Below are 19,775 nucleotides of genomic sequence, written 5' to 3'. Positions count from 1 at the left end.
ACGCCGTCACCGTCCCGGTCCTGACGTCGATCGAAGGACCCCACAAGACGCCGAAGGGGCCATGTCCCACGGACACAGCCCCTCCGGTTCGGTACAGCTACTTCTTGCGCGGCTTCCACACCACCAGTGCGGTCTGCCGCGTCACGGGCACCAGTTCGTTCCGGTACGAGCGGTGGATGGCCGCCGCGGCCTGTTCTGCCGCCGCGTGGACCGCCGCCAGTTCCTCCGTCAGTTCCGCCACCCTGGCGCGCAGCGCGTCGACCTCGTGCTCGAGTTCGATGATGCGCTTGATGCCCGCCAGGTTGACGCCCTGCTCCTGGGACAGCCGCTGCACCTCGCGGAGCAGGGCGATGTCCCGCATGGAGTACCGGCGGCCACCGCCGGACGTGCGGCCCGGTGACACGATCCCCATCCGGTCGTAGCCGCGCAGGGTCTGCGCGTGCAGGCCGGACAGCTCGGCGGCCACCGAGATCACGAAGACGGGCGTGTCCTCGTCAGCTCCGGGCGGAAACGGGATCCCGGTCATCACCGACTCCGTTCAGACAGCATCGCGGTCAGGTCCGGTCGCGGGTCGTGGTCCGCGGTCGCGGCCGCGTACTCCTCGAGCGCGGCCTTGGCCTTGTCGTCCATGTTGGACGGGACCGCCACCTGCAGGGTCACCAGCAGGTCGCCCGCCTGCCCGTCGCGCCGGACGATCCCCTTGCCGCGCACGCGCAGGACCCGGCCGCTGGCCGTGCCGGGCGCCACCCGCAGGGCCACCTTGCCCTCGAGTGTCGGCACCTCCAGTGTCGTGCCCAGCGCCAGCTCGGTGAAGGTCACCGGCACCTTCAGCGTCAGATCGTTGCCCGACCTGCCGAACACCGCGTGCGGCGTGACGTGCACCCGGACGTACAGGTCGCCCGCGTTGCCGCCGCCGGTGCCCGGTTCGCCCTGGCCCGCGAGGCGGATCCGCTGGTCGTCGTCGACGCCCGGCGGGATCCGCACGGTCAGCGTGCGCTGCTTCGTGCTGACGCCGTCGCCGCCGCACTCCGGGCACGGGTCGTCGACGATCCGGCCCGTGCCGCGGCAGTCCCGGCACGGCTCGCTGAACGCGAACGCGCCCTGCGACCGGCTCACCAGGCCCGCGCCGGCACACGTGGGACACGTGCGCGGCGAGGTGCCCGGCTTGGCGCCGGAGCCGTGGCAGGTGTCGCACGTGGAGGGGCTCGACAGGCGCAACGGGACCGTCGCGCCCTTCACCGCCTCCACGAAGTCGATCCGCACCTCGGTCTCCACGTCGGCGCCCCGGCGCGCCCGGTTGGCGGACGCCGAACCGCCGCCGCGGCGGCCGAACAGGTTGCCGAGCAGATCGCTGATGCCACCGCCCGCACCCGCGCCGGGCTGGCTGCCGGCGAAGATGTCGCTGAAGTCGAACGTCGATCCGCCGCCGCCCCCGCCGAAACCGCCGAAGCCGCCGGGGCGGAACCCGCCGGATCCGAAGAGCCGGCGGGCCTCGTCGTACTGCTTGCGCTTCTCCGCGTCGCCGAGGACCCCGTAGGCCTCGGACACCGCCTTGAACCGCGCCTCCGCCTGGGCGTTGCCCGGGTTGGCGTCGGGGTGCAGCTCACGAGCGAGCTTGCGGTACGCCTTCTTGATCTCGGCGTCGGTGGCGTCGGACGAGACGCCCAACTCGCGGTAGAAGTCCTTGTCGATCCAGTCCCGCGCACTCACCGGACGTCCCCTCCCTCCGGATCAGATCTGCTCGTTCGTCTTGTCGTTCGGGTCGAACCAGTCGCTCGACCCGTTCTCCCCGGCCTCCTCCGGCTGCTCGGCGGGTGCCGCGGCGGCAGGCTCGTGGTCGGTGACCGCGACCAGCGCGGCCCGCACGACCCGGTCGCCGAACCGGTAGCCGCGGCGCAGCACCGCGGTCACCGTCGGGCCCGCCACGTCCGGTGACGTGTCGTGCTGGACGGCCTCGTGCACCGACGGGTCGAACGGCTCGCCCTCGTGCCCGAACGCCTCCAGCCCCGTGCGCTCCAGCGTCGCCACCAGCTTGTCGGCGACCGCCTTGAACGCACCGGTGAGGTCGCCGTGCTGGGCGGCCCGCTCGATGTCGTCGAGCACGGCCAGCAGCTCGCCCGCCACCGACGCCTTCGCGGTGTTGACCACGGACTCGCGGTCCCGGTCGATCCGCTTGCGGTAGTTGGCGTACTCGGCCTGCAGTCGCTGCAGGTCCGCGGTCCGCTCGTCGAGCTGTGCCTTCAGCTCCGCCTCCTGGCTCGGCACCGGCTCCGCCGCGGTGACGGCCTCCGGTGCGGCACCGGCCTCGGCCGCGGGCGCGCCCGCCTCCTGTTCGGGGGCGGGCGGCCGGACCTCGCCGGTGTCCGGATCAATGCGACGCCGGTCGCGCACCACTACGCGTGGCTCCTCTCCGTTGTCGTCGGTCGATCGCGGTTCGGAACTCACTTCTTGCCGTCCTCGTCGACGATCTCGGCGTCCACCACGTCGTCGGCGCCCGCGGTGCCGCCTGCCTGCTCACCACCGGCCGCGCCGGCACCCGCGCCCGCGTCCTGCGTCGCGCCGGTCTGCGCGTAGATCGCGGAGCCCATGGCCTGCGACTCGGTCGCGAGCTTCTCCATCGAGGACTTGATGGCCGCGACGTCGGTGCCCTTGAGCGCCTCCTGCGCGTCCTTGATCGCGGTGTTGACCTTGTCCTTGACCTCGGCCGGGATCTTCTCGTCGTTCTCCTTGACGAACTTCTCCGTCTGGTAGACGAGCGTCTCGGCCTGGTTGCGGACCTCGGCCTCCTCGCGGCGGCGCTTGTCCTCCTCGGCGTGCGCCTCGGCGTCCTTGATCATCCGGTCGATGTCGTCCTTCGGCAGCGCGGAGCCGCCGGTGATGGTCATCGACTGCTCCTTGCCGGTGCCGAGGTCCTTCGCGCTCACGTGCACGATGCCGTTCGCGTCGATGTCGAAGGTGACCTCGATCTGCGGCACGCCGCGGGGTGCCGGCGGGATGCCGGTGAGGTCGAAGGTGCCCAGCTTCTTGTTGTGCACCGCGATCTCGCGCTCACCCTGGAAGACCTGGATGCCGACCGTGGTCTGGCCGTCGTCCGCGGTGGAGAAGATCTCCGACCGCTTGGTCGGGATGGTCGTGTTCCGCTCGATGAGCTTGGTGAACACGCCACCCTTGGTCTCGATGCCCAGCGACAGCGGGGTGACGTCCAGCAGCAGGACGTCCTTGACGTCACCGCGCAGGACACCGGCCTGCAGCGCCGCGCCGACCGCGACGACCTCGTCCGGGTTCACGCCCTTGTTCGGCTCCTGGCCGCCCGTCAGCTCCTTGACCAGGTCGGTCACGGCGGGCATGCGGGTCGAGCCACCCACCAGCACCACGTGGTCGATGTCGCCGACCTTGATGCCGGCGTCCTTGATCACGTTGTTGAACGGCGCGCGGGTGCGGTCCAGCAGGTCGCTGGTGATGCGCTGGAACTCGGCACGGGACAGCGTCTCGTCGAGGAACAGCGGGTTCTTGTCCGCGTCGACCGTGATGTACGGCAGGTTGATGTTGGCGCTGTTGCTGCTGGACAGCTCGATCTTCGCCTTCTCGGCGGCCTCACGGATGCGCTGCAGCGCCATCTTGTCCTTGGTGAGGTCGATGCCCGAGGACTGCTTGAACTTGTCGACCAGCCAGTCGACGATCCGCTGGTCCCAGTCGTCACCACCGAGGTGGTTGTCACCGGACGTCGCGCGGACCTCGACCACGCCCTCGCCGATCTCCAGCAGCGACACGTCGAACGTGCCACCACCGAGGTCGAACACGAGGATGGTCTGCTCCTTCTCGCCCTTGTCCAGGCCGTACGCCAGGGCGGCCGCGGTCGGCTCGTTCACGATCCGCAGCACGTTCAGGCCGGCGATCTGCCCGGCCTCCTTGGTGGCCTGGCGCTGGGCGTCCTCGAAGTACGCGGGGACGGTGATGACCGCGTCGGTGATGGGCTCACCGAGGTAGGCCTCCGCGTCGCGCTTCAGCTTCATCAGCACGCGCGCGCTGATCTCCTGCGCGCTGTACTTCTTGCCGTCGATCTCCGTCGACCAGTCCGTGCCCATGTGCCGCTTGACCGACCGGACCGTGCGGTCCACGTTGGTCACGGCCTGGTTCTTCGCCGGCTGGCCCGTCAGCACCTCGCCGTTCTTGGCGAAGGCGACGATGGACGGGGTCGTCCGCGAACCCTCGGAGTTGGCGATCACCGTCGGCTCACCGCCCTCGAGGACAGCGACGACGGAGTTGGTCGTCCCCAGGTCGATACCGACCGCTCGCGCCATTGGTTTCCCTCCTGCTTTCTGCTGCTGGCTGGGTTGAGTGCCTACCGCTCAAGTTTGCCGTCGGATCTGATCGACCGTCAAACCGAACTTGAGCCCCTCGCACTCAACCTTTCTGATCCCCTCAACGACCGGGCGGGCCGCCGTGTTCCCTAGGCGGCGCGAATGGTGACGTTGCCGCTCTGCGCGCTCGCCTCGATGGGCGTGCCCGACGGGTCGTCGTCCAGGTCGTTGGTCAGGTCGCCGCTCTCCGTGGACGCCGTGACGTGGTACTGCCCACTCGGCACGGTCACCTCGATGTTGCCGCTCTGCGTCTCGACGGCGACGCTCTCGACCGCGTCGAGCCCGACGCGCACGTCGCCCGACTCGGCGCCCGCGACCACCGCGCCGCCGATGCCGTCCAGGTCGACCGACCCGGACTGGACCGACGCGTTCACCACGCCCGCGACGTCCCGGACGGTGATGTCACCCGACTCGGCCGCCACGTTCGCCGTCGCCACCCCCGTGACCTCGACGTTCCCCGAGTCGACGTGCCCGCTGACCTTGACCTCGGCCGGCACCGTCACGTCGTAGTCGATCGTGCAGTTGCGGACCGGGCACGCCTCGACGATCAGCACACCGTCCTCGACCCGGTAGGTCTTGCCCGGCTTGTCGTCGCCGTACCGGACGGTGCGCCCGACCCCGGCACCGTCGCCGACCTTGATCCGCACGTCGCCCGAGTCGTTGGCGAACCGCACCTCGGTGATCGTCTGACCGAGCGCCTCGTGGTCGTCGAAGCTGTTCTGCCCGACCCACCCGCACCCGGCGAGGAGGAGACCGGCCGCTCCGACCGTGATCCCCGCCACCACCCGCATGCTCCCCATCTGCCACGCCTCCGCTCAGCTTTCCTGTGTGAGCACGACGTTATGGCCGACCGCCGGGTCCGGACATCCGGGACGCCCCCGAGTCACCCCTGGGGCTACCCCCACATGGCTGTCCCATATGACGGGAAACTGTTCCCACTATTCAGGAGAGCGGGGTTACCGTGCTGACCATGCGACGCTGGTTCATCCTCGCCACCGGACTCCTGGCACAGGCGACCACGTCGAGCTTCCTCTACGGTCTCCCGTTCCTCATCCCGGCGCTGCAGACCGACCACGGCCTGTCCCTGACCTCGGCGAGCGTGCTGATCTCGGCGCCGCTGCTCGGCCTGCTGCTCGCCCTGATCGCGTGGGGCGCGGCCGCCGACCGGTTCGGCGAGCGGGTCGTGATGGCGGCCGGGCTCGCGCTCACCGGTGTACTGCTGCTCGCGAGCCTCGCGTTGCCGGGGTTCGTGCTGTTCGGGTTCGGGCTGCTGCTGGCGGGCGCCGCGTCCGCATCGGTGAACGCGGCCAGCGGGCGCGTGGTGCTCGGCTGGTTCAGCGCCCGCGAGCGCGGCCTCGCCATGGGTATCCGCCAGACCGCCCAGCCGGTGGGCGTCGGCATCGCGGCGGCGAGCCTGCCGCCGCTGGCACACCACTTCGGCTTCGCGACGGCGGTCGCGCTGCCCGCGGCCCTGTGCCTGCTGTCGGCGGTGCTCGTGTGGTTCGTGGTCGTGGACCCGCCGCGCCCCGAACGCACCGTGGCGGCCGCCGCGTCCCCGTACACCGGCCGCGTCGCGTCGACACTGGTCCGCCTGCACACGGCGAGCGCCATGCTGGTGGTCCCGCAGTTCGTGGCGGCGACGTTCGCGGTGACCTATCTCGTGTCGGAGCGGGGCTGGAGCCCGGTGGCCGCGGGTCAGCTCGTCGCGGTCGTGCAGGTCGCGGGCGCCGCGGGCCGCATCCTGGCGGGCGTGTGGTCCGACCGGGCGGGCAGCCGCATGGGCCCGATGCGCCGCATCGCGTTCGGCGCGCTCGCGACCATGGTGCTGTGGGGCGTCGGCGACGCGCTGGACCTGCCGTGGCTGGCCATCGCCGCCCTGCTGGCCGCGCTGGTCGTGTCGGTGACGGACAACGGGCTGGGCTTCACCGCCACCGCCGAGCTGGCCGGCCCGTTCTGGGCGGGCCGCGCGCTCGGCGTGCAGAACACGGGCCAGAACATCGCGGCCATGGCGGCGGCGCCCCTGTTCAGCGCGCTGATCACCGCGTTCGGTTACCCACTCGCCCTGGCCATGGCGGCGGTGTTCCCGGCGGCCGGTGCGGTGCTGACGCCCGTCGCCGGCGAGTCAGCGGCGCGTGTCGACGCGGTGGAAGTTGAGGTACGCCCGTGACGGCGTGGGGCCGCGCTGCCCCTGGTAGCGCGAGCCGGCGATCGTGGAGCCGTAGGGGTTCTCCGCCGGGCTGGTCAGGCGGAACAGGCAGAGCTGCCCGATCTTCATGCCCGGCCAGAGGGTGATCGGCAGGTTCGCGACGTTGCTCAGTTCCAGCGTGATGTGCCCGGTGAACCCGGGGTCGATGAACCCGGCCGTCGAGTGCGTCAGCAGCCCGAGCCGCCCCAGAGAGGACTTGCCCTCCAGCCGCCCGGCGAGGTCGTCGGGCAGGTTCACCGACTCGAACGTGGACCCGAGCACGAACTCCCCGGGGTGCAGCACGAACGGCTCGTCGTCGACCGTCTCGACCAGCGCCGTGAGGTCGTCCTGCTGCTGACGCGGGTCGATGTGGGTGTACTTCGTGTTGTTGAAGACACGGAAGAACCGGTCCAGCCGCACGTCGATACTCGACGGCTGGATCATCGCCTCGTCCAGCGGATCCAGCCCCAACCGACCCGAAGCCAGCTCTTTGCGGAGGTCACCATCGCTCAACAACACCCGCTCACCCTAGCGAGACGGGGATCCGATAGGATCTGGCGGCACACTGCGGATGTAGTTCAATGGTAGAACATCAGCTTCCCAAGCTGAGAACGCGGGTTCGATTCCCGTCATCCGCTCGGCGATGGGCGACAGGTGTCCGCGGAGAGCGCGGACCTTGTCGCCTCGCGCGTTTTCTGGGGTGCGACCCCAGACCCGCCCGGCGGGCTTCGCCCCCGGACCCCCTTCCGGTTGTCGCCTTCTCAGATGAGCTTTCGGCTGCTGACGAGCACGTAGCGCTCGTCGGTGATCGGCCTTCCCGGGCCCTCCACCAGGACGAGGCGGCCGCCTGGGCGTAGTAGCTCGATCCACCTGCCCACCACCGCCTCCGGGGCCGGGAGGGTCCACAGCACGTGGCGGGCGAAGCCCGCGTCGAAGGTCGACGGGGCCAGGGTTGGATGGGCGGCGTCGCCTTCGCGGTCCTCTGCTGCTCCGGCCGCCTTTGCTTTGGCCAGGGCCACCGTGGCTGGGGACAGGTCCACGCCTGTCACCTCGTAGCGCTGTTCCGCGAGTAGCGCGCTCGACAGCAGCTTCCGCCACGTCGCTCGTGCCTTCGGGGCGCGGAGGCCGTGGTCCGGTTGCTCGTCGAACCTCGTGGCCTCCGCGGCCCGGTCAGACACCGACGTACGTCGCGAGGTGTTCGCCGGTCAGGGTCTTGCGGTTCTTCACCAGGTCGGTCGGGGTGCCTTCGAAGACGATCCGGCCACCGTCGTGGCCCGCGCCCGGGCCCAGGTCGATGATCCAGTCCGCGTGGGCCATCACCGCCTGGTGGTGTTCGATGACGATGACCGACTTGCCCGCGTCGACGAGGCGGTCCAGCAGGGCCAGCAGCTGTTCCACGTCCGCCAGGTGCAGGCCGGTCGTGGGCTCGTCGAGGACGTAGACACCGCCTTTTTCACCCATGTGGGTGGCTAGCTTGAGGCGTTGGCGTTCGCCGCCGGACAGGGTGGTCAGGGGTTGGCCCAGGGTGAGGTAGCCGAGGCCCACGTCTGCCAGGCGGTCGAGGATCTTGTGGGCCGCGGGGGTGGCCGCCTCGCCGGCCGCGAAGAACTCCTCGGCCTCCGCCACCGGCATCGCCAGGACCTCGCTGATGTTGCGGCCGCCGAACTTGTACTCCAGCACCGACGCCTGGAAGCGCTTCCCCTCGCACTCCTCGCACGTCGTCTCCATCGTGGCCATGATCCCGAGGTCCATGTAGATGACCCCGGCGCCGTTGCACGCCGGGCACGCGCCCTCGGAGTTGGCGCTGAACAGCGCCGGCTTCACGCCGTTGGCCTTGGCGAACGCCTTGCGGATCGGCTCCAGCAGGCCCGTGTAGGTCGCCGGGTTGCTGCGCCGCGAACCGCGGATCGGGGTCTGGTCCACCACCACGACGCCCTCGCGGCCCTCGACGGAACCGTGGATCAGCGAGCTCTTGCCCGAGCCGGCCACCCCCGTGACCACCACCAGCACGCCCAGCGGGATGTCGACGTCCACGTTCCGCAGGTTGTGCGTCGACGCGCCGCGCACCTCCAGGGCGCCGGTCGGGGTCCGCACCTCGTCCTTCAACGCCGTGCGGTCGTCGAAGTGGCGGCCGGTCACGGTCTTGCTGGCCCGCAGCCCGTCGACCGTGCCCTCGAAGCACACCTCGCCGCCGCCGGTGCCCGCGCCCGGCCCTAGGTCGACGACGTGATCGGCGATCGCGATGGTCTCCGGCTTGTGCTCCACCACCAGGACCGTGTTGCCCTTGTCCCGCAACCGGAGCAGCAGGTTGTTCATCCGTTCGATGTCGTGCGGGTGCAACCCGATCGTGGGCTCGTCGAACACGTACGTGACGTCGGTGAGCGACGACCCGAGGTGGCGGATCATCTTGGTGCGCTGCGCCTCACCACCGGACAGCGTGCCCGCGGGCCGGTCCAGCGACAGGTACCCCAGCCCGATCTCCACGAACGAGTCCAGCGTGTGCCCCAGCTTCTCCAGCAGCGGCGCCACCGACCGGTCCTTGATGCCGCGCACCCACTCGGCGAGGTCGCTGATCTGCATCGCGCACACGTCGGCGATGCTCTTGCCCTTGATCTTCGACGACCGCGCCAGGTCCGACAGCCGCGTCCCGGCGCACTCCGGGCACGTCTGGAACGTGACCGCCCGCTCGACGAACGCCCGGACGTGCGGCTGCAGCGAGTCGACGTCCTTCGACAGCATCGACTTCTGGATCTTCGGGACCAGGCCCTCGTAGGTCAGGTTGATGCCCTCGACCTTGATCTTGGTCGGTTCCTTGTAGAGCAGGTCGAACAGCTGCTTCTTGGTGAACTTGCGGATCGGCTTGTCCATGTCGAAGAACCCGGAGCCGCTGAAGATGCGCCCGTACCAGCCGTCCATGCTGTAGCCCGGGATCGTGATCGCGCCCTCGTTGAGCGACTTCGACTCGTCGTACAGCTGCGTCAGGTCGATGTCGTTGACGCTGCCCCGGCCCTCGCAACGCGGGCACATGCCGCCGGTGATGGAGAACTCACGGCGCTCCTTGAACTTCTGCCCGCCCTTCTCCAGCGTCACCGCACCGGCGCCGCTGATCGACGCCACGTTGAACGAGAACGCCTGCGGCGACCCGATGTGCGGCTTGCCGAGCCTGCTGAACAGGATCCGCAGCATCGCGTTCGCGTCCGTCGCGGTGCCGACCGTGGACCGCGGGTCGGACCCCATCCGCTGCTGGTCGACGATGATCGCGGTCGTCAGCCCCTCCAGCACGTCCACCTCGGGACGGGCCAGCGTCGGCATGAACCCCTGCACGAACGCGCTGTACGTCTCGTTGATCAACCGCTGCGACTCGGCGGCGATCGTGCTGAACACCAGGGAGCTCTTGCCGGAGCCGGAGACCCCCGTGAACACCGTCAGCCTGCGCTTCGGCAGCTCGATGCTGACGTCCTTGAGGTTGTTCACGCGCGCGCCGTGCACGCGGATCAGGTCGTGGCTGTCAGCGACGTGGGGTTTGGCAGGCATGACGGTGTCGATCTCCAAGGGTCGGGCGGGCTCAGGCCACTTGCTGGATGCGGAGCAGGTTGCCCGCGGGGTCGCGGACGGCGCAGTCGCGGATGCCGTACGGCTGGTCGGTCGGCTCCTGGACGATCTCGGCGCCCTTCGCCTGCATGTGCTCGAACAGGCCGTCGAGGTCCTTGGAGGCCAGGTTGATCCCGGCGTAGGTGCCCTTGGCCATCATCTCGATGATCGTGTTGCGCTCGTCGTCGGTGAGGCCGGGGTCCACGGCCGGCGGCGTCAGGACGATCGACGTCTCCGGCTGGTTCGGCGGGCCGACGGTGAGCCAGTACATGCCGTTGTAGCCGACCTCCTTGCGGAGCTCGAAGCCGAGGATGTCGCGGTAGAAGGCCAGGGACTCGTCCCGGTCGTTGTGCGGGAGGTACGCGGAGTGAATCGTGATGTCCATGTCGGTCACACTATGAGCGGCTCGCGGCCTGCGCTTCTCGATTCCTGACCGGTCTGGTGACCTGTTTCGCGACGCACGGCGGCATGCCCTCGGTCGCCTGCCGCGCCTCCCGCCGGTACGTGCTCGGCGGCACCCCGACGAGCTCGGTGAAGCGGGTGCTGAACGTGCCCAGCGACGAGCAGCCGACCGCGAAGCAGACCTCGGTGACGCTCATGTCACCGACCCGCAGCAGCGCCATCGCCCGTTCGATGCGCCGCGTCATCAGGTAGGAGTACGGCGACTCGCCGTACGCGGTCTTGAACGCGCGGCTGAGGTGCCCGGCGGACATGTTCACGCCCCGCGCCAGCGCCTCGACGTCCAGTGGTTTCGCGTACTCGCGGTCCATCCGGTCGCGGACCCTGCGCAGCAGCGCGAGATCACGAAGGCGCTGCTGGGGCGCGGGTCTGCTGGTCACGACGCGATCGTGCCACAGATGCGCGCGTTCAGGCGTCCATGCGTTCGCGCATGGCGGGCAGGGCGTACTCGCGGACCGTCGTCAGCACCTCGCGCGCCAGCGCCTGGAACGGACGGCCGACCTCCAGTTCCCACCACAGCTCGCCGATCGGGTAGCCGCCGACCTCGACCACCGACCCGATCGGGGCCTGCCAGCCCATCCACTGGGCCTTCGCCGCCTCGCTCGCCGGGTAGTAGGGGCGCACCCGCAGCTGCTCGGCCCACTCGTCGCGGGACATGACGCCGATGTGCAGGGTGAAGCGGACGGCCCGCGCGGTGAAGGAACGCGCCTGTTCGACCGCGACCTCACCCCAGTGGTTCGGGCCCTCGATGCGGAAGCGGCGGCCGACGCCGAAGAATCCGAGCGCGCGCAGACCCGGGGCCAGGTTCGTGTCGACCATGAACCTGAACCAGTCCTGGGCGTTGCGCTCGATCTCGGATTCCACAGTGCCACTAACAGTAGCGCCGCAAACCCGTGGAGTGCTAAGCGTTCGCTATCCAGAATGGATCGTGAGAACAAACTCACCGATCGCGTCACGCGCGCGGTGCTCGCTCGTCCCTGTCCCGGAGTAGTGCCGGCCAGGAGGACGAGATGCCACCGAACACCAACCCGCCGATGGGGCGCCCGGCGAACGGCGCTGTCGGTGTGGCGCTCATCGACGGTGTCCCGCTCGTCCGCGAAGGCCTGTCCGCGCTCGTGCACCGGACACCGGGGCTCCGCTGGGTCGGTGCGGCCGAGACCCCCTCGGTCGGTCTGCGGTTGTGCGAACGGCTGCGGCCGGACGTGGTGCTCGTCGACTCCGGGCTGGACCCGCGCGGGCAGCTGAGCCACCTGCTCGCGGGCAACCGCGGCCTCGGGGTGGTCCTGATGGTGGACGAGGCGCACCGGACCACGCAGTACGTGGCTGGCGCCGTCACGGGTGGCGTGCGCGGGGTCGTCCTCCGCACCGCGCAGCCCGCACAGCTCGTGAAGGCCATCCAGAGCGTGCACCAGCCCGACGGCCGGTTCGTCGACAGCGCGCTGGCGGACAACCTCACCGCGCCCGTGGCCGGTCCCCGCCGCCCGAACGGCAGCCGCCAGCCGCTGTCGCAGCGCGAGCACCAGGTGCTGCAGCTGATCGCCGACGGGCTGGAGAACCAGGCGATCGCGAACGTCCTCTTCGTGTCCGTGGAGACGGTCAGGACGCACGTGAAGAGCATCCTGCGCAAGCTCGCGTCGCGGGACCGCACGCACGCGGTCGCCGTCGCGTTCCGTTCCGGGGTGCTCACCGTCGATGGCGCGGTGCCGAGCGCACGGCGTGGCGTGAACTGACTCACCCCGCTCCCACCTGCGAAAAGTCACCTTCTCGAGTGGTGTCCTTGCCGTGCTCTACTGGCAAGTAATATCCTGAAGTTACCGACGGGTAGCACAAGCGGAGCTCGCACGGCGTCAAGCAGATCGTTCGCGGAACCGCGGAGAACGGGGAGCCAGGAGATGGGCCACTACAAGAGCAACGTCCGCGACCTCGAGTTCAACCTGTTCGAGGTGTTCAAGGTCCAGGACCGGCTGGGCAAGGGCGTCCTCGCGGAGTCCGACGAGGAGACGGCGCGCGGCGTGCTCGCGGAGCTGAACCGGCTGGCCACGGGTCCGCTGGCGGAGTCGTTCGCCGACGCGGACCGCAACCCGCCGACGTACGACCCGAAGACCTTCTCCGCGACGCTGCCCGAGTCGTTCAAGAAGGCCTACCAGCTGATGTGGGAAGGCGACTGGTGGCGCATCGGCCTGACCGACGACCTCGGCGGCCTCGGTCTGCCCCCGACCGTCCAGTGGGCGGCCGCGGAGCTGATGCTGGGCGCCAACCCGCCGCTGTTCATGTACATGTCCGGGCCGAACATGGCGCAGGTGCTGTTCCGCAACGGCACCGACGAGCAGAAGCGCTGGGCCCAGTTCATGATCGACCGCGGCTGGGGCGCCACCATGGTGCTGACCGAGCCGGACGCGGGCTCCGACGTGGGCGCCGGCCGCACCAAGGCCGTCCAGCAGGAGGACGGCTCGTGGCACCTCGACGGCGTCAAGCGCTTCATCACCTCGGGTGAGCACGACCTGACCGAGAACATCATCCACCTGGTGCTGGCGCGCCCCGAGGGCGGCGGTCCCGGCACCAAGGGCCTGTCGATGTTCGTGGTGCCGAAGTTCCACTTCGACAGCGAGACGGGCGAGCTGGGCGAGCGCAACGGCGCCTTCGTGACCAACATCGAGCACAAGATGGGCATCAAGGCGTCCACGACCTGTGAGCTGTCGCTCGGCCAGCACGGCACGCCCGCCAAGGGCTGGCTCGTCGGCGACGTGCACAACGGCATCGCCCAGATGTTCCAGGTCATCGAGTACGCCCGGATGATGGTCGGCACGAAGGCCATCGCGACGCTGTCCACCGGCTACCTGAACGCGCTGGACTACGCCAAGGAGCGCGTGCAGGGCGCGGACCTCACGCAGATGCTGGACAAGACCGCCCCGCGCGTGACCATCACCGCCCACCCGGACGTCCGCCGCAGCCTGATGATGCAGAAGGCGTACGCCGAGGGCCTGCGTGCCGTGTACATGTACACCGCCACGTTCCAGGACCAGGTGTGGACGGGCGAGGGTGACGAGGAGACCCAGCAGCTCGCGCACCGGGTCAACGACCTGCTGCTGCCGATCGTGAAGGGCGTCGGGTCGGAGCGGGCGTACGAGCAGCTGGCCCAGTCGCTGCAGACCCTGGGTGGCTCCGGCTTCCTGCAGGACTACCCGATCGAGCAGTACATCCGCGACTCGAAGATCGACTCGCTGTACGAGGGCACCACGGCCATCCAGTCGATGGACTTCTTCTTCCGCAAGATCGTCCGCGACAAGGGCCAGGCGCTGACCTACGTGGCGGGCGAGATCACCAAGTTCATCGAGTCCGAGGGCGGCAACGGCAGGCTCAAGGAGGGCCGCCAGCTGCTGAAGCAGGCCCTCGAGGACGTGCAGGGCATGCTCGGCTCGCTGATCGGCTACCTCACGGCGTCCCAGAACGACGCGGCGAGCGTCTACAAGGTCGGCCAGCACAGCGTGCGGTTCCTGATGGCGGTCGGCGACCTGCTGATCGGCTGGTTGCTGCAGCGCCAGGCCGAGATCGCGATCGCCCGCCTCGACGAGGGCGCCACCGGCAAGGACAAGGCGTTCTACGAGGGCAAGGTCGCCGTGGCGACGTTCTTCGCCAAGAACGTGCTGCCCGAGCTGTCCGCGGGCCGCAAGATCGTCGAAGCGGCGGACAACGCGCTGATGGAGGTCGACGAGTCGGCCTTCTGACCCCCGTTCGAACCGGCGCCGGCCGCGGACCCGAGTGGTCCGCGGCCGGTGTCGCGTTCGGACAAGGAAACAGTCAGGTCACGGTCGAGGTGTGGCCGGGCGCGATCGGTGGTACCTCTGTGCCACCAACCCTTTGGCTGAGGAGCAGTCATGTGGTCAGTAGGCGCAATCATCGGACTTCTCATCGCGGGCATCGTCCTGGGCATCCTCGGACGACTCCTGGCTCCTGGTGAGCAGAAGATCCCATTCTGGTTGACGATCCTGGCTGGGATCGTCGGCGCACTGATAGGCAATCTGATCGCCGGCTGGGTGGGTGTGCGGGACACCCCGGGCATCGACTGGTGGCGCCACATCTTCCAGGTCATCGCGGCCGTGGTCGCGGTGATCCTGGCGGCGTCGCTGTACCCGAGGGCACGCGCACGCGCCTAGACACCACCGCATGAAAGGGGCCTCCGGAGCACCACGCTCCGGAGGCCCCTTTCATGGCGGGTCCGTCACTCAGGTGGCTTCGGGGCCCCGCACACGATCTTCGGCTGCGGGTTGTACCGGACGGTCCTGGTGTGGCGGGAGACCTCGCGGCCCGAGCCGACCTCCCGGATGATCCGGGTGTCGGTGGTGGTGAAGCCGGGCGCGCCGTTGCTGGCGTGGCAGTTCTCCGCCGGGCCCTGCTTCTCCTGCGGCGGGGTCTGGTCGGTGCGGCCGCCGGTGATCGACTCGACCTCGTACTTCTTCGTGCCCCACAGCTTCACGGTGATCGTCGACGGCGTCCAGATCGTCTGGATCGCGACACCGGTGTCCGAGGTGTTCTTGAACTTGAGGTCGATGACGCTGTTGCCCGCGTGGTCCTGGAACACGGTCGCCTCACGCGCCGCCGGGTAGCGGCTGATGTAGTAGCTGTGTTCCTTGTGCCCGGCGTCCTCCATGGCCGCGAAGTACGCCGCGTTGTAGAGGGTCGTCGCGAACTGGGAGATGCCGCCGCCGACCTCGCGGCCCGGCGCCCCCTCCTTGATCACGCCCGCCTCGACGTACCCCTCCGCCGCGGTCCTCGGGCCGGTGTGGCCGTTGAGGCTGAACGTCTCGCCCGGCTTCACGATCGCGCCGTTGACCTCGGCCGCGACCGTGCGGATGTTGATGCCGGAGTCGGCGGCGAAGCCCTGGGTGGTGAACTCGCCGATGACCTCCTTGATGCCGAGCTTGTTCGCGGCCTCGGTGGTCACCTTCGCCGGCTTCGGCGCGTACGTGGCCTTCAGCTCGCGGCCGTCGGTCTTCTTCAGCACGTCCATGATCGGCTTGAGCGTCTTGGCCCAGTCGACGCCCTTGCCGTCGACCGACGGCTCCACCGTCGGTGCGCCGGAGCTGAACACGATCTCCGCGTCCTTGCCCTCGACCTCGGTGGACTTGAGCTGCGGCCCGACCGCGGCGACCAGCTTCTTCTGGTCGACGCTCGCGGTCAGCCCGCCGTCGTCGGCGGGCTTGAACACCAGCGCCTTCGCGATCACGGCGGGCTCGATCGTCGCGTCCTTGCCCTGGCCGTGGACGACGACCGGCCCGGACACGGCGACCTTCGCGATCTCGTCGACCGCCTTCTGCACGCCGGCCGCGGTCGTCTTGACCTTGGTGACCGACACCGGCAACTGCACCGGCTTGCCGCCGGCCCAGTGGTCGACGAGCGCCTGCCGGGCGCCCGCGACGTCGAGCTGCTGGCCCGGCTTGGGAGCGACCGCGACCGGTTTGACGCCCTCGAACTTGACCGTGCCCTCCGCGGGCTTGCGGTCGATCTTCGGCTGCAGCGCCTTGACGGCGGCGTCCAGCTTCTTGTCGTCGGTGCGGGTGACGACCCCCATCTCCTGGGTGCTGAAGAACGAGGTCAGGCGCGTGATCGGGTTCAGCGGCTGCGCACCGGTGTGGGCGAGGGTGGCCTCCCAGTCGATGGACAGGCCCGCGTCCGCCGCGTTGACCTCGACCTCGACGTCGCCGCCGCGCACCTGCACGGGCTCCGCGAGCCGCGGCTCGATCCGGTCGCGCAGGATCCGCTCCGCGTCCTCGTGGGACTCGCCGCCCACGTCGACGCCGACGACGCTGACCCCGCGCGGCACCTCGCCGCTGCTCAGCAGCAGGTCGACGCCGTACAGCACGACCAGTGCGCCGAAGACCGCGCCCGCGATGACGCCCGCCTTGCGCAGCCCCTTGCCCTTGCCCTGCTCGCCGCCCGGGGGTGGTCCCGGGGCGTGGATCTTGACCGTGGGCTCGTCACCAGGGGTGCGCGTGATCGGTGTGAGCACGTCCGTCTGCTCGGCGTGCGACTCCGGCCATTGGTGCTCCACGACTTGCCTTCCCCTAGAGATACAAACCCGTGCCGTGCTCGATCCGCTCGCTGGCGATGGCGTGCAGGTCGCGTTCGCGCATCACCAGGTAGGTCTGCCCCTGGACCTCGACCTCGAGCTGGTCCTCGGGGTTGAACAGGACCCGGTCGCCGACCTTGACGTTGCGCACGCTCGTGCCGACGCCCAGCACGTCCCCCCAGGCCAGCCGCCGAGCCATCTGCGCGGTCGCCGGGATGACGATGCCACCGGTGCTGCGCCGTTCCCCTTCCTCGGGAGTGAGCTGCACCAGCACCCTGTCGTGCAGCATCTGGATCTCGAGTTTGAGTTCTGGCACCGAGGAATGGTAACCGCCGACCCCCGGCTAACCGCGTGCCGCCTCCACTGCCGACTTGAGCCGCGACAGGGTGTGCGCCATGTTGCGCCGGTTCTGGTCCGCGCGGTCGCGCACACCCGTCACGAGGTTGGCGAACGGCCGGAACCACGCGGGCCTGCGGTCCCACGTGTGCTCCTCGACGACGCACCCGTCCTCGGCCGCCCGGATGTCGTACTGCCAGCGGGAAACCGGGATGCCCGCGAACGACGACACCTCGAACGCGAACCGCCGTCCCGGCTCGGCGTCGGTGACCGTCGCGGTGGTGCTCCAGCGCCGCCACGCCCGCCGGTTGTGCCCCCGGAACCGGGCGCCGACGGCGGCCTCGCGGACCCCGCCGAGCCATGTGGCGCGCTCGAGCTCCTCGGTCAGCGCCGACATCCGCGGCGGGTCGCTGACCAGCGAATACACCTCATCGGGTGACGCGTGCACCGTGGTCCGCGCGGACGCGCTCGGTTCGTTCATCGTTCCCTCCGGCTCAGGTCGACCGGCGCAGCATCCGCGTGATGCCCGCCGCGACGGTGGTCGCGAGTATCCAGCCCGCCGCCACGAGCCCGGCCGTGATCCACTGGGACGCGCCGTCGAAGTGCCACCTGTTCTTGTGGCCGAAGTCGACGATCGGGACGAGCTGGTCGATCGTGAACAGCACCGGGTTCCACACCAGCTTGTCGTCGGCGTTGGACTCGACCGGCACCGGCTGCAGGGAGAACCACACCGAGCCCGCGACCAGCAGCGCGACCAGCCACAGCAGGGCACGCATCGGCCGGTACCCGTAGCCGACCATCCACCGCTGCAGCCAGCTCCACAGCAGCACCGGGAAGCCGAGCAGGCGGTAGCCGTCGGCGAGCGCCGCGTAGCGCCAGCGCTGCTTGTCGATGAGCACGGTCGACGCGTGCTCCTCGTTGCCGTTGGCGCGCAGCATCGTGGCGAACTGGTCGTACGGACCCGGCCGGTAGTTGTCGCCCATGGCGTTGCGCAGCAGCTTGAGCCGGTGCTTGACCTGGGCGTCGTCGTCGAGCTCGATCGGCTTGGCGAGCGCGTCGTAGCGGAAGTCGTGCAGTGCGATGTGCCCGGAGGCGTCCCAGAACTTGTCGTTGTCCGCGAGGTTCGCGCAGCGGGCGTGCTGCAGGTTCACGTGGCCGCGGGGCGCCGTGGCCACGTCGACCCGCAGCTCCTGGGTGATCAGGCCGAAGGCGTTGATCGCGGTGACGTTGAGGCGGGAGCCGAGCTCGGCGCCCTGGAAGTTCGTCTGCCTGCCGATCTCCGCCCGCCGGATCCGGATCTCGCCGTGCGCCGAGAACGGCCTGCCGTCGCCACGCGCGCAGACGAGGTCGCGGCCGATGTGGGCGACGCGCAGGTCCACCGACGGCTTCTGGGACTGGTCGCGCCGGTACCGGCCGGGGCTCAGCAGCCGGGAGGCGCGGAGGTCGAAGTTGGCCCCGATCTCCGCCTCGGGCAGGAGGATGGACCCGAACACCACCAGGCCGCGGGCGTCCAGGTTGCCACCGGTGGTGAAGCGGCGGCCCTCGACCACGTCGCCGTCGCGGTTGCTCAGCACCGACCCGTCCAGCACCACGCTGCCGCGCGTGTTCACGTCCACCAGCCGCACCTGCCCGGCGATCCGGGTGTTCCTGGCGTCGATGCCGCCGTCGATCTCGGTGCCGTCGAGGTGCAGCGCGCGGCAGGGGTACGGCCCCGGCGCGTCCGCCTTGCCGGTCCGCTCCTCGAACGGCTCGGCGCCCTCGGACATGTCGATGGTGGCGCCGGACAGCCGCAGCGAGCCGCCGATCCGCGCGTTGACGATCCGCAGCGTGCCGGTGCTGGTGAAGTCCTTGTCGAGGTCCACGTTCCCGGAGACCTGCATCCGGTCGGCGATCAGCGTGGCCCTCGGGTCGAAGAACCGCTGGTTGCCGCCGTCGCTGTAGTCCTCGTCGGCCGGCCGCAGCAGCGCGCCGCGCAGGGAGAAGTCACTCTCGATGCGTGCGCTCGGCAGGGACAGCCGCCCGATCGCGGTGAACCGGCGGGTGCTCGTCGGGACGCACTGGAAGTTGCCGCCGACCTGCAGGCCGTTGCCGTCGAGCGCGTACCCCTCCGGGCTGTCGAGCAGCGCGCCCGCCAGGTTGACGTTGCCGCCGGTGCGCAGGCCGGGGATCCGCAGCTGGCCGCGGACCACCACGTTCGCGGCCAGGAGCGCGCCCGCGAGCTGCAGCCGGTCGGCGTGCAGCGCGTACCCGCCCGGGTTGACCAGCTGCGCGCCGGTCAGCTCCAGCGACCCGCTGACCTCGGCGTCGGTGAGGTCGATCCGGCCCTCGACCCGGGTGCCGCCGACGAACCGCAGGTCGTTGTCGCTGTAGAGGTTGCGGCCCTCCAGCCCGGGCAGCCTGCACGTCGCGAACTCGCAGCCCGCGAGGTTGGTCTGCCGCAGGTCCGGCGGGTCCTCGAACCGGCAGCGGACGAACTCGAGCAGGTGCGGGAACTCGACCGCGCGCAGGTCGAGGACGCCGACGATGTGCTTGTCCGCGAACCGGAGCACGGGTGGCGTGGTGGCCCGTCTGCGCCCCCACGCCCCCGCGGGCCGGGACCCGCCCGGGCCGGGTTCGAACGCGAAGATCTGGCGCACGATCTCCTCGGCCCGCACCCTGGCCCACTCGGGCGGCCGCGGATCGAACGGTGCCAATCTCCGGCCGGGTGGCTCCTCGGTCATCGACCCCCCTCGTACGCACGTGCACGACGCGACACTCCGACGTGCCCCGGTCACGC

General features: G+C 70.0%; 19 protein-coding genes and 1 tRNA gene. 5 read left to right on the top strand and 15 right to left on the bottom strand.

Features of this window, described 5'->3' with window-relative positions; all coding sequences use genetic code 11:
* Nucleotides 1-97 precede the first annotated feature (97 nt).
* The 5 genes from ACYQ77_RS20825 to ACYQ77_RS20805 form a co-directional block, all read right to left on the bottom strand.
* Nucleotides 98-526, bottom strand: coding sequence for a heat shock protein transcriptional repressor HspR (locus ACYQ77_RS20825; protein ID WP_459713685.1), 429 nt, complete (start codon nucleotides 524-526; stop codon nucleotides 98-100).
* Nucleotides 526-1,710, bottom strand: coding sequence for a molecular chaperone DnaJ (dnaJ, locus tag ACYQ77_RS20820; protein WP_459713683.1), 1,185 nt, complete (start codon nucleotides 1,708-1,710; stop codon nucleotides 526-528). Before dnaJ ends, ACYQ77_RS20825 begins: the two co-directional genes overlap by 1 nt.
* Nucleotides 1,711-1,731: 21 nt before the next feature.
* Entirely contained in the window at nucleotides 1,732-2,445 is a 714-nt protein-coding gene (gene grpE / locus ACYQ77_RS20815) for a nucleotide exchange factor GrpE (protein ID WP_459713681.1), read from the bottom strand.
* Nucleotides 2,442-4,301 carry a molecular chaperone DnaK gene (dnaK, locus tag ACYQ77_RS20810; protein WP_459713679.1) on the bottom strand — a complete coding sequence of 620 codons (1,860 nt, stop codon included), beginning with the start codon at nucleotides 4,299-4,301 and terminating at the stop codon, nucleotides 2,442-2,444. The genes grpE and dnaK overlap by 4 nt, the downstream gene beginning before the upstream one ends.
* Nucleotides 4,302-4,450: 149 nt before the next feature.
* Entirely contained in the window at nucleotides 4,451-5,161 is a 711-nt protein-coding gene (locus ACYQ77_RS20805; RefSeq protein WP_459713677.1) for a DUF4097 family beta strand repeat-containing protein, read from the bottom strand.
* Between the two features lie 170 nt (nucleotides 5,162-5,331).
* On the opposite strand from ACYQ77_RS20805, the gene ACYQ77_RS20800 reads away from it, so the two are divergent.
* The gene (locus ACYQ77_RS20800) at nucleotides 5,332-6,528 is read left to right on the top strand and encodes an MFS transporter (RefSeq protein WP_459713674.1); all 1,197 of its coding nucleotides are present in this window, start codon (nucleotides 5,332-5,334) and stop codon (nucleotides 6,526-6,528) included.
* Here ACYQ77_RS20800 and dcd read toward each other — a convergent pair.
* Nucleotides 6,484-7,065, bottom strand: coding sequence for a dCTP deaminase (gene dcd / locus ACYQ77_RS20795; RefSeq protein WP_459713672.1), 582 nt, complete (start codon nucleotides 7,063-7,065; stop codon nucleotides 6,484-6,486). The two genes, ACYQ77_RS20800 and dcd, sit on opposite strands and share 45 nt — an antisense overlap.
* Before the next feature lie 48 nt (nucleotides 7,066-7,113).
* On the opposite strand from dcd, the gene ACYQ77_RS20790 reads away from it, so the two are divergent.
* Nucleotides 7,114-7,184: transfer RNA gene (locus tag ACYQ77_RS20790), tRNA-Gly, on the top strand.
* 123 nt (nucleotides 7,185-7,307) lie between these two features.
* Here ACYQ77_RS20790 and ACYQ77_RS20785 read toward each other — a convergent pair.
* From ACYQ77_RS20785 to ACYQ77_RS20765, 5 genes are read right to left on the bottom strand one after another with little or no spacing between them, the layout of a single operon-like run.
* The gene (locus ACYQ77_RS20785) at nucleotides 7,308-7,724 is read right to left on the bottom strand and encodes a class I SAM-dependent methyltransferase (RefSeq protein WP_459713670.1); all 417 of its coding nucleotides are present in this window, start codon (nucleotides 7,722-7,724) and stop codon (nucleotides 7,308-7,310) included.
* Complete coding sequence (locus tag ACYQ77_RS20780; RefSeq protein WP_459713668.1) at nucleotides 7,717-10,080, bottom strand: ATP-binding cassette domain-containing protein; 2,364 nt, start codon at nucleotides 10,078-10,080, stop codon at nucleotides 7,717-7,719. The genes ACYQ77_RS20785 and ACYQ77_RS20780 overlap by 8 nt, the downstream gene beginning before the upstream one ends.
* A 31-nt stretch (nucleotides 10,081-10,111) precedes the next feature.
* On the bottom strand, nucleotides 10,112-10,522 hold the full coding sequence (locus tag ACYQ77_RS20775) for a VOC family protein (RefSeq protein ID WP_459713666.1): 411 nt from the start codon (nucleotides 10,520-10,522) through the stop codon (nucleotides 10,112-10,114).
* A 10-nt stretch (nucleotides 10,523-10,532) separates the two neighbouring features.
* Nucleotides 10,533-10,976, bottom strand: coding sequence for a helix-turn-helix transcriptional regulator (locus ACYQ77_RS20770; RefSeq protein WP_459713664.1), 444 nt, complete (start codon nucleotides 10,974-10,976; stop codon nucleotides 10,533-10,535).
* A 28-nt stretch (nucleotides 10,977-11,004) separates the two neighbouring features.
* A complete protein-coding gene (locus tag ACYQ77_RS20765; RefSeq protein WP_459713663.1) occupies nucleotides 11,005-11,460 on the bottom strand; it encodes a DUF4304 domain-containing protein in 456 nt (151 codons plus the stop codon).
* A 146-nt stretch (nucleotides 11,461-11,606) separates the two neighbouring features.
* Between ACYQ77_RS20765 and ACYQ77_RS20760 the strand changes: the two genes are divergently transcribed.
* The 3 genes from ACYQ77_RS20760 (at nucleotide 11,607) to ACYQ77_RS20750 (ending at nucleotide 14,750) form a co-directional block, all read left to right on the top strand.
* Complete coding sequence (locus ACYQ77_RS20760) at nucleotides 11,607-12,326, top strand: LuxR C-terminal-related transcriptional regulator (RefSeq protein ID WP_459713662.1); 720 nt, start codon at nucleotides 11,607-11,609, stop codon at nucleotides 12,324-12,326.
* Nucleotides 12,327-12,488: 162 nt separating this feature from the next.
* A complete protein-coding gene (locus tag ACYQ77_RS20755) occupies nucleotides 12,489-14,321 on the top strand; it encodes an acyl-CoA dehydrogenase (protein ID WP_459713660.1) in 1,833 nt (610 codons plus the stop codon).
* Nucleotides 14,322-14,471: 150 nt separating this feature from the next.
* Nucleotides 14,472-14,750 (top strand): GlsB/YeaQ/YmgE family stress response membrane protein, encoded by a 279-nt coding sequence (locus tag ACYQ77_RS20750; RefSeq protein ID WP_459713658.1) that lies wholly within the window; start codon nucleotides 14,472-14,474, stop codon nucleotides 14,748-14,750.
* 65 nt (nucleotides 14,751-14,815) lie between these two features.
* Here ACYQ77_RS20750 and ACYQ77_RS20745 read toward each other — a convergent pair whose 3' ends face one another.
* From ACYQ77_RS20745 to ACYQ77_RS20730, 4 genes are read right to left on the bottom strand one after another with little or no spacing between them, the layout of a single operon-like run.
* The gene (locus ACYQ77_RS20745; protein WP_459713656.1) at nucleotides 14,816-16,645 is read right to left on the bottom strand and encodes a VanW family protein; all 1,830 of its coding nucleotides are present in this window, start codon (nucleotides 16,643-16,645) and stop codon (nucleotides 14,816-14,818) included.
* Nucleotides 16,646-16,658: 13 nt separating this feature from the next.
* Nucleotides 16,659-16,952, bottom strand: a complete 294-nt coding sequence (locus tag ACYQ77_RS20740; protein ID WP_459713982.1) for a GroES family chaperonin — start codon at nucleotides 16,950-16,952, stop codon at nucleotides 16,659-16,661.
* A gap of 54 nt (nucleotides 16,953-17,006) precedes the next feature.
* Nucleotides 17,007-17,480 (bottom strand): SRPBCC family protein, encoded by a 474-nt coding sequence (locus ACYQ77_RS20735; RefSeq protein WP_459713654.1) that lies wholly within the window; start codon nucleotides 17,478-17,480, stop codon nucleotides 17,007-17,009.
* 13 nt (nucleotides 17,481-17,493) lie between these two features.
* The gene (locus tag ACYQ77_RS20730; protein WP_459713653.1) at nucleotides 17,494-19,719 is read right to left on the bottom strand and encodes a translocation/assembly module TamB domain-containing protein; all 2,226 of its coding nucleotides are present in this window, start codon (nucleotides 19,717-19,719) and stop codon (nucleotides 17,494-17,496) included.
* Nucleotides 19,720-19,775: the final 56 nt, after the last annotated feature.

It is taken from the genome of Actinophytocola sp. KF-1, from assembly GCF_054661535.1.
This window is presented reverse-complemented; position numbering and strand designations above follow the sequence as displayed.

Excerpts from the sequence above, each read along its gene's own strand:
- ACYQ77_RS20825 (WP_459713685.1), bottom strand. The coding sequence starts at position 526 with ATGACCGGGATCCCGTTTCCGCCCGGAGCTGACGAGGACACGCCCGTC.
- dnaK (WP_459713679.1), bottom strand. The coding sequence starts at position 4,301 with ATGGCGCGAGCGGTCGGTATCGACCTGGGGACGACCAACTCCGTCGTC.
- ACYQ77_RS20805 (WP_459713677.1), bottom strand. The coding sequence starts at position 5,161 with ATGGGGAGCATGCGGGTGGTGGCGGGGATCACGGTCGGAGCGGCCGGT.
- ACYQ77_RS20800 (WP_459713674.1), top strand. The coding sequence starts at position 5,332 with ATGCGACGCTGGTTCATCCTCGCCACCGGACTCCTGGCACAGGCGACC.
- ACYQ77_RS20780 (WP_459713668.1), bottom strand. The coding sequence starts at position 10,080 with ATGCCTGCCAAACCCCACGTCGCTGACAGCCACGACCTGATCCGCGTG.
- ACYQ77_RS20775 (WP_459713666.1), bottom strand. The coding sequence starts at position 10,522 with ATGGACATCACGATTCACTCCGCGTACCTCCCGCACAACGACCGGGAC.
- ACYQ77_RS20760 (WP_459713662.1), top strand. The coding sequence starts at position 11,607 with ATGCCACCGAACACCAACCCGCCGATGGGGCGCCCGGCGAACGGCGCT.
- ACYQ77_RS20755 (WP_459713660.1), top strand. The coding sequence starts at position 12,489 with ATGGGCCACTACAAGAGCAACGTCCGCGACCTCGAGTTCAACCTGTTC.
- ACYQ77_RS20750 (WP_459713658.1), top strand. The coding sequence starts at position 14,472 with ATGTGGTCAGTAGGCGCAATCATCGGACTTCTCATCGCGGGCATCGTC.
- ACYQ77_RS20740 (WP_459713982.1), bottom strand. The coding sequence starts at position 16,952 with ATGCTGCACGACAGGGTGCTGGTGCAGCTCACTCCCGAGGAAGGGGAA.
- ACYQ77_RS20735 (WP_459713654.1), bottom strand. The coding sequence starts at position 17,480 with ATGAACGAACCGAGCGCGTCCGCGCGGACCACGGTGCACGCGTCACCC.
- ACYQ77_RS20730 (WP_459713653.1), bottom strand. The coding sequence starts at position 19,719 with ATGACCGAGGAGCCACCCGGCCGGAGATTGGCACCGTTCGATCCGCGG.